Source organism: Candidatus Cloacimonadota bacterium, assembly GCA_011372345.1.
In the GTDB taxonomy this organism is placed as follows: domain Bacteria; phylum Cloacimonadota; class Cloacimonadia; order Cloacimonadales; family TCS61; genus DRTC01.
Window position 1 is genome coordinate 1 of the sequence record DRTC01000606.1, and the last position, 7013, is coordinate 7013.

General features: G+C 32.8%; 4 protein-coding genes. 1 reads left to right on the top strand and 3 read right to left on the bottom strand.

The genetic code is table 11. The annotated features are described in order from the left end of the window. From ENL20_11620 to ENL20_11630, 3 genes are all read right to left on the bottom strand, one after another. Positions 1-133, bottom strand: a 133-nt coding sequence (locus ENL20_11620; protein ID HHE39202.1) for a four helix bundle protein, incomplete at its 3' end; no start/stop codon positions are given. Between the two features lie 117 nt (positions 134-250). Next, a complete protein-coding gene (locus ENL20_11625; GenBank protein ID HHE39203.1) occupies positions 251-2566 on the bottom strand; it encodes a tetratricopeptide repeat protein in 2316 nt (771 codons plus the stop codon). After that, a complete protein-coding gene (locus tag ENL20_11630) occupies positions 2566-5154 on the bottom strand; it encodes a hypothetical protein (protein HHE39204.1) in 2589 nt (862 codons plus the stop codon). The genes ENL20_11625 and ENL20_11630 overlap by 1 nt, the downstream gene beginning before the upstream one ends. Before the next feature lie 234 nt (positions 5155-5388). On the opposite strand from ENL20_11630, the gene selA reads away from it, so the two are divergent. After that, on the top strand, positions 5389-6771 hold the full coding sequence (gene selA, locus ENL20_11635; protein ID HHE39205.1) for an L-seryl-tRNA(Sec) selenium transferase: 1383 nt from the start codon (positions 5389-5391) through the stop codon (positions 6769-6771). Positions 6772-7013: the final 242 nt, after the last annotated feature.

A 7013-nucleotide genomic window follows, 5' to 3' on the forward strand; every position in this document is an offset into this window, starting at 1 on the left:
GAACAGAAACTCCTGCTCTTTGAATCTGATCTCTAAAACCAAAATCTTTACAATCTTTGAGATTCATATAAATCTCTACAGCCAATCGCATCGCTTTCTTCCAAACAATAAAGTCCTCAAATCTTTCAATCATAATATCTTCCAATTCTTTTTATTTTTCCTAATCCCTATTTCCTATTTCCTACTTCCTATTTCCTACTTCCTATTTCCTATTTCCTACTTCTTATCTCCTACTTCCCACCTACATCTTTCATATTCTCGGAAGTTTTATTTTCATTTTTGTAAACTTCCCGAATTCGCTCTCGACGCTAATTTCTCCTTCCATTTCCCTGATTATTCCATAAGAAATGGAAAGACCGAGACCGGTTCCTTTATCTGTGGATTTGGTAGTATAAAAAGGATCGAATATTTTTTCTTTTTCATAATCAGGAATTCCAAGTCCATTATCTTCGATTTCGATATTGATCTTATTATTTTCTGCATAAGTTCGGATCTTAATTTTCTTCATATTCCTGGATTCCGGAATTTTATCGAATTTTTCATCGACTGCATCTTTGGAATTTGAAAGCATATTCAAAACAACTTGTTCCAGTTTAAATCTATTCCCAAGGATATAACCAATTTTTTCCGACAAATCGAGATGCAGGTGGACATCATGATTTCTATATTGAGTCCTAATCAACTGAATGGAATTATTTATCACTTCATTAGGATCTATCCTTTCGAGAGATGATGAACTTTGATCGCGGGAAAAAGTTCTAATGTGTTCGATAATACTGCGTATTCTTTCGATATCTTTAAAGAGTTCATTACATTTATTGTCGAGATATTGATCATCGAGTTTATGCATTGATTTACGGACAAGAATATTATCCAAACCGAGTGAAAGACGGGTTACGGGTTGATTTATTTCATGAGCAATTCCTGCGGAAAGCCTACCCAGAGATTCTAATTTGGATTTCTGGATAAGAAGAGCTTGCTGCTGTTCCCTTTTTTTTAATTCCTGTTGAACTCGAATTTCCAGAGAACGATTTATCTCCGTGATCTGCTCTTCAACATTTTTCTGCTGGATGTTCTCCTGTTTTTTCAAACGATAAAGATAGAATAATAACATTGCTACAATAAAGATCAAACCCGAAATGAAAACAAGGAAATTTCTGAATTGGATTTGTTTTTCCTGTTCTTTAGTGAGAAGTTCTATCTCTTTTTCTTTTTTTTCGGTTTCATACTTGATCTGCATTTCAGAGATTCTTTTTGTCAGATCATCACTAAAAAGCGAATCATTCAAAGCTGCATAAAGTTTAAAATAATCGAAAGCTTTTTTATAATTCATTTTTTTGTAAAATGCATTTGAAATACTTTTATAACCTGAAAGAAGTAGTTCAGAGGAATTAATTTCACGAGCAAATTTTATACTTTCCAGATAATAATTCAGAGCTTTTTCGATATTCTCCAATTTGAAAAAAACATCCCCTAAATCTTTATAAGTTGATGCCAGACCATTTTTGCTGTTGATTTCTGTTTGCAATTTTTTTGCTTTCAAGTAATGAGCTAAAGCAGTTTCCATATCATTCTTATAAAAATAAATATTACCAATTGCTCCCAAAAGATCTGCAATTCCTTTCTTATCACCTATTTCCTTACGGATCAATAAAGCTCTTTTATAATATTCAAGGGCTGTTGCATAGTCTTTATTATGAGAATAAATTTGACCTATCGTTAAAAGCGAATAAGCAATACCGGATCTATTATTTATCTCTTTTTGGATCTTTAATGATTTCTGATAATATTCCAGGGCTTTGTCTTCGTTTCCAATATCAGAATGAACATTTCCGATATTATTCAAGGTAATAGCGGTTCCTCTTTTATCACCGATTTCTTCCTTAATTTTCAAGGACTTCAAATAAAATTCCAGCGTCTTTTCATAATTACTCATACTTGAGAAGACATTCCCAATTTCATTTAAAGTAAAAGCAATTCTCTTCTTATCTTTGATCTCTTCTCTGATTTGCAGGGCATGATATAAAAAATCCAGTGCTTTTTCATAATCTCCCTGATCCTTATAGATTTTTCCAATATTATGTAATGTTCTTGCTGTTCCAGACTTTGCTCCTAACTTTTCTTTTATCCTTAATGATCGTTGAAAAAAATCTAATGCTTGCTCGAGATCGTTCAAGTAATAATATGAATCTCCTATATTATTTAAACATTTGGAAATCTGAAATTCATCTGCTCTTGATTCATAGATTTTCAAGGCTTTTGAATAAGATTCTATAGCTTCAAGATAATTATCAGAAATAAAATACCCTCCTCCAATCCTCATGTAAGCTGTAACTTTCCCTTTTTCATAATTTAAGGTTTCTGCTAATTTCAAAGCTTGATTTCCATAATCAAGTGCAGTTGAAGGTTGATCATAAATTAACTCCCCTGTCAGAGAATTTAAAATATCTACTTTTTCTTTTCCTTCAGCTTTTTTTAGTTCAATTTGTAAACTGTCGATTTTTGTTTGAGAGGAAAATATATTCAGAGATAAAATGACAGCAAAAAAAGTAACAAAGAATCTCATTATTTCACCTTCTTCAACAACAAATCCACAATTCCCATATTATAGCCTTTCGAGGAAAAGATGATCTCATTTTTCTCATCGAGTACAAAAATGACCGGATATTCATTTTCCGAGAAATTTTCTTTGATGATCTTCTTCCCCTTTTTAAGGATAAAATCCTGATTTACGGATAGATCTGAATTTTCTCGATTTTCGGAATAAACAATGATAACCGAGTTATGGTCTTTAAATTTATCAATTTTTTCCGAAATTTTTAAAAGCATCCTTTCTTCCGGTTCATTCTTGATCTCACCTCTGATAAAGAGGATTTTTTTGTTTTTGGAATCTGCTTTTAAAGAAATCTTTTTTATGTTTTTAATTGTTTTCTCATTCCATTTTTCCGTAAGATCAAGATATTCTTTGGGAGTTATCAGTTCAATTTTCAGATGGTTTTCATCCTTCCCAAAAGATTTGATCACAATATTGGCATCCCCGTTTGAATTGCGAATAAAAGATTCAATATAAATATTATCAGAATCCTGACGACGATATTTGGCTTTATAATCCAGCGAATCATTCTCGCCTTCAAAGAAAGTATATGAAATTGAACCATCTTTATCATCGAGCTTTGCGATCAGGAAATTCTTGAACTCCTCTGCTTTAACCTGCTCTCCATCAACAAATATCGAGATCATAATTTCCGCTTCATAATCTTTTTCGGCTTCTTCCTCTTTTTCTTCGACAACCACAAAACCATTTCCGTTATAATATTCCAACCTGCCTTTCCATTGCAACGGAACTCCGAGTTCCTTCAGGCAGCAAGCGAGCAATTTTGTGCGATAAAATTCAGGAATATATTTAAGGTTGAGAATATCGTTCGGATTCAATGAACCGGAAAAATAAGTCCAGACAAAGTTGGAATCGATTTCGATTTGAGAATCTATCCAGTTGATCACATTTTGCACGGTTTTATCTATATCATCGGCAACCAGATGTTCGATCTTTTCATACAAAACCAGCCACCAGCCATTTTCAGGTGGAATTGCTGAACGCCAGATCCTGTGGATCACATTATCGATAAAAATCGAATCAGGAACAGAATCCTGAAATCTTAATTTACCTTCATGATAAATATTCACGACATTTTCGATTTCAGTGGAATCGGGGATTTCAATAAGTTCTTTGATATCCCATTCTACAAGCATATTCACTAATATTTTTGTTTTGAGAGAATCACTTTTAACTTTCTGTAAAACCTTTAAATATTGGGAAGAATTTTCTGCAAGTTCATCAACTTTATCCAGAAATTCTCTTCTTTTATTAAAATAAGTGCTGTCTATATTTTCTGAAATTTTTACCAGATCATAATATTCCACAAATTCATTGCTTTTTTTCAGATTATTGAGTCTGTCTTTTCTTTTCAGATCAGCATTTTCCCGCATTAATTTAAACTTATCACCAAGAATTTCTATCTCTTCCTTTTTCGTAGTTGAGAAAGGAATTGGAAAAAGGAAAACAAAATTTTCATCCAGATTTTTATCCTCCGTTAATTTCAATTCCAAAGAACTGCTTTTCATAGTATTCAGAAGCGAATGAGCAAATTTGTCATCTTTAAAAGCAGTAGCATAAACAGTCCCTTTTCCAAGAGGAATAGAAATTGAACCATTATCGTCAGTTTCTAATTCAGACATAGGAAATAATCCACCATAAGAAGCTGCATAAAGAACGACCTTTGCATCCGGAACAGGATGCTCATTTTCATCTTTGACATTAATTTGGATATTTTCATAATCAGTATAAAATTCAATGGAACTGATAGTGGTTACATTATCCTTTTGTTTGATCGTGTTTTTAGATTCGAATTTTCCAAATGCTCTGGAAGTGATCAAGGTTGCTCTTTGAGTTGTATTTGAAAACCAGGCATTGTTCAAAGAATTAGACGGTTCAGCTCCACCTGTATATTTCCAACCATCAGGAGTCCAGATTTCCACCCAGGCGTGATTATTATCCGTAAAATTCCAATAAGAAACACTCGCCGGACGCGCTGGAATACCAACACTGCGTGCTGCAGCAATGTAAATGATCATCATTTCTTCACAACGTCCGTATCCTCTCTTGATAGTTGTTAGTGGTGCTTGATCCCGTCCGTTCGTTTGTTTGAAAGTCATCTGTTCAAAAGCCCAGAGATTTACCAGGATCGCGGCTTCCTCGATATTTTTGACATTCTCTACGAGAGGTTTTAATTCGTCATAAAATCGTTCCCTGTATTCTTCTAAAGGTTCCTGGGAAACTCTATATGGTAATACAAAGTGTTGGAAAATATCTTCGGAATAATTTTTTGTGTATAAAAATTCCTTTGTTTTCAGAGCATATTTTATGTTGTTCAGGAGAAAATCTTTGGTCAACACAGTCAGATCATTTGATGAGCAATTTTCTAATAAGAACTTTGCACATTTTAAGGTATCACCTTCTTGAGTATCCAAAATATCCAATAAACCTTCGCTGTTTTTCCCTGAATACTTTTCGATCCTTTGTCGAAGTGATAACTCATTTTCGGAGAATAATAAAATCGAGATAAGTAATACAAATAAAATCGCAACTTGTTTCATTATAAAATCCTATTCTTTTTTTTCTAACCTTCAATAATTTTAAGAGCATTTTTCAGACAAGTTTTTTTTAAAGTATATAAAAAATGTATTTTTTATTGACCGAAAATGATTATTGAAATTTTTCATTTTTCAGAAAAGAAAAAGGAGAATTTTTATTTTGAAATGAAGATTAACGGTTATTTTTGATTTGCTAAATGAAAAATATTCAATTTTTTTAATGTAAAGGATAATTAAATGCAGGAAGAACTAAAAAAAATCCCAGGAGTTGATAAACTTCTTAATTTATCTGAAATAAGAAAATTAGAAACAAAATACGGAAAAGAACTAATTACTTTTTCCATCCGACAGGTTTTAAAAAAATTAAGAGAACAAGTTCAGAGCGGCAAAAAAGCTGATAAAATAGAAATAATTCTGGAAAACATCAAAATCCAAATTTCAAAAATTGCTGAAAAGTCATTAAAACCGATGATCAATGCAACCGGAATCGTTTTGCATACAAATCTGGGAAGAGCACCTCTCGGAAAAGAAATTATGAGAGAATTAGAACCTATAATTTGCAGATATTCCAATCTTGAATTCAATCTGAAAACCGGTAAACGAGGACAACGCAATTCTCATATTTCAAATTTAATAAAATTCATCACCAAAGCGGAAGATGCAGTTGTCGTGAATAACAATGCTGCTGGAGTGATGCTCTGTTTGAAAACTTTTGCGGAAGGAAAAGAAGTAATAATTTCGAGAGGAGAATTGATCGAGATCGGAGGTTCGTTCCGCATTCCGGAAATTATGGCAGCCAGCGGAGCAAAAATGGTCGAAGTCGGAGCAACTAACCGGACTCGTATTTCCGATTATGAAAAAGCGATTACTCCAAATACAAAAATGATCTTCAAAGCTCATAAATCCAACTATTTCATCGGAGGATTTACTGAAGAAGTCAAGATCACAGAACTTTCCCATTTAGCAAAAAAACACTCCTTGCTTTTTGTTTATGATCTTGGTTCCGGACTTTTGCGAAAACCTGACGGATTGCCTTTGGAAAAAGAACCGGATGTCAGAAGCAGTTTGGAAGCAGGAGCAGATATAGTTACTTTCAGTGGAGATAAACTTCTCGGAGGACCTCAATCTGGATTAATTGTCGGCAGGAAAAAATATATTTCAAAAATTGCCAAAGCTTCCATGATGCGAGCGTTACGAGTTGGTAAGATGACAATTGCAGCTTTGTATTCCGTAATTTCCTGGTATTTGAAAGATGAAACTATAAAACAGAACATTCCAATTTTCCAGATGTTAAATCGAGATACAAAGGAATTAGAAAGACTCGCAGAAAAACTTTCAGCAGAAGTTGAAAGTTTCAATATCAAAACAAAAATCATCAAAAGTAAAGCTCATTGTGGGGGAGGAACATTACCGGAATTGATCATAGATAGTTTTGCTGTGCAGATAATCCCGAATAAAACAGATATTAAATTTGCAGAAAGAGTTTTCAATAAACTTCTCAAAAATGAAATTCCAATTCTGGGAATTTTAAGAGAAGGAAATTTGCTTTTCGATGTTTTGAGTATTTTTGAGGATGATATTCCGTTTATTGCTGAAAGTCTAAATAGAGTCCTTCCTTAAACTCCTGAAAATGTTAATTCGGTTTTGGAAGAATCATGAGAGATTTATCCGCAAATAGAAATTGTGGGGAAGTTGAGGAATTAAAGATAACTCCATAAATATTATTGATAAAGAACTTTACGAAAATTATCTTCAAAGAATTTCTCTTAAAGCATTTTCGTAAAGTTTTATTAAAGATAAGAGAGATAAAAGGAGAAGGCATGTCTTTAAAAAAGATTCTTTTTTTCATAACAATTATTATC

Excerpts from the sequence above, each read along its gene's own strand:
- ENL20_11625 (HHE39203.1), bottom strand. The coding sequence starts at position 2,566 with ATGAGATTCTTTGTTACTTTTTTTGCTGTCATTTTATCTCTGAATATA.
- ENL20_11630 (HHE39204.1), bottom strand. The coding sequence starts at position 5,154 with ATGAAACAAGTTGCGATTTTATTTGTATTACTTATCTCGATTTTATTA.
- selA (HHE39205.1), top strand. The coding sequence starts at position 5,389 with ATGCAGGAAGAACTAAAAAAAATCCCAGGAGTTGATAAACTTCTTAAT.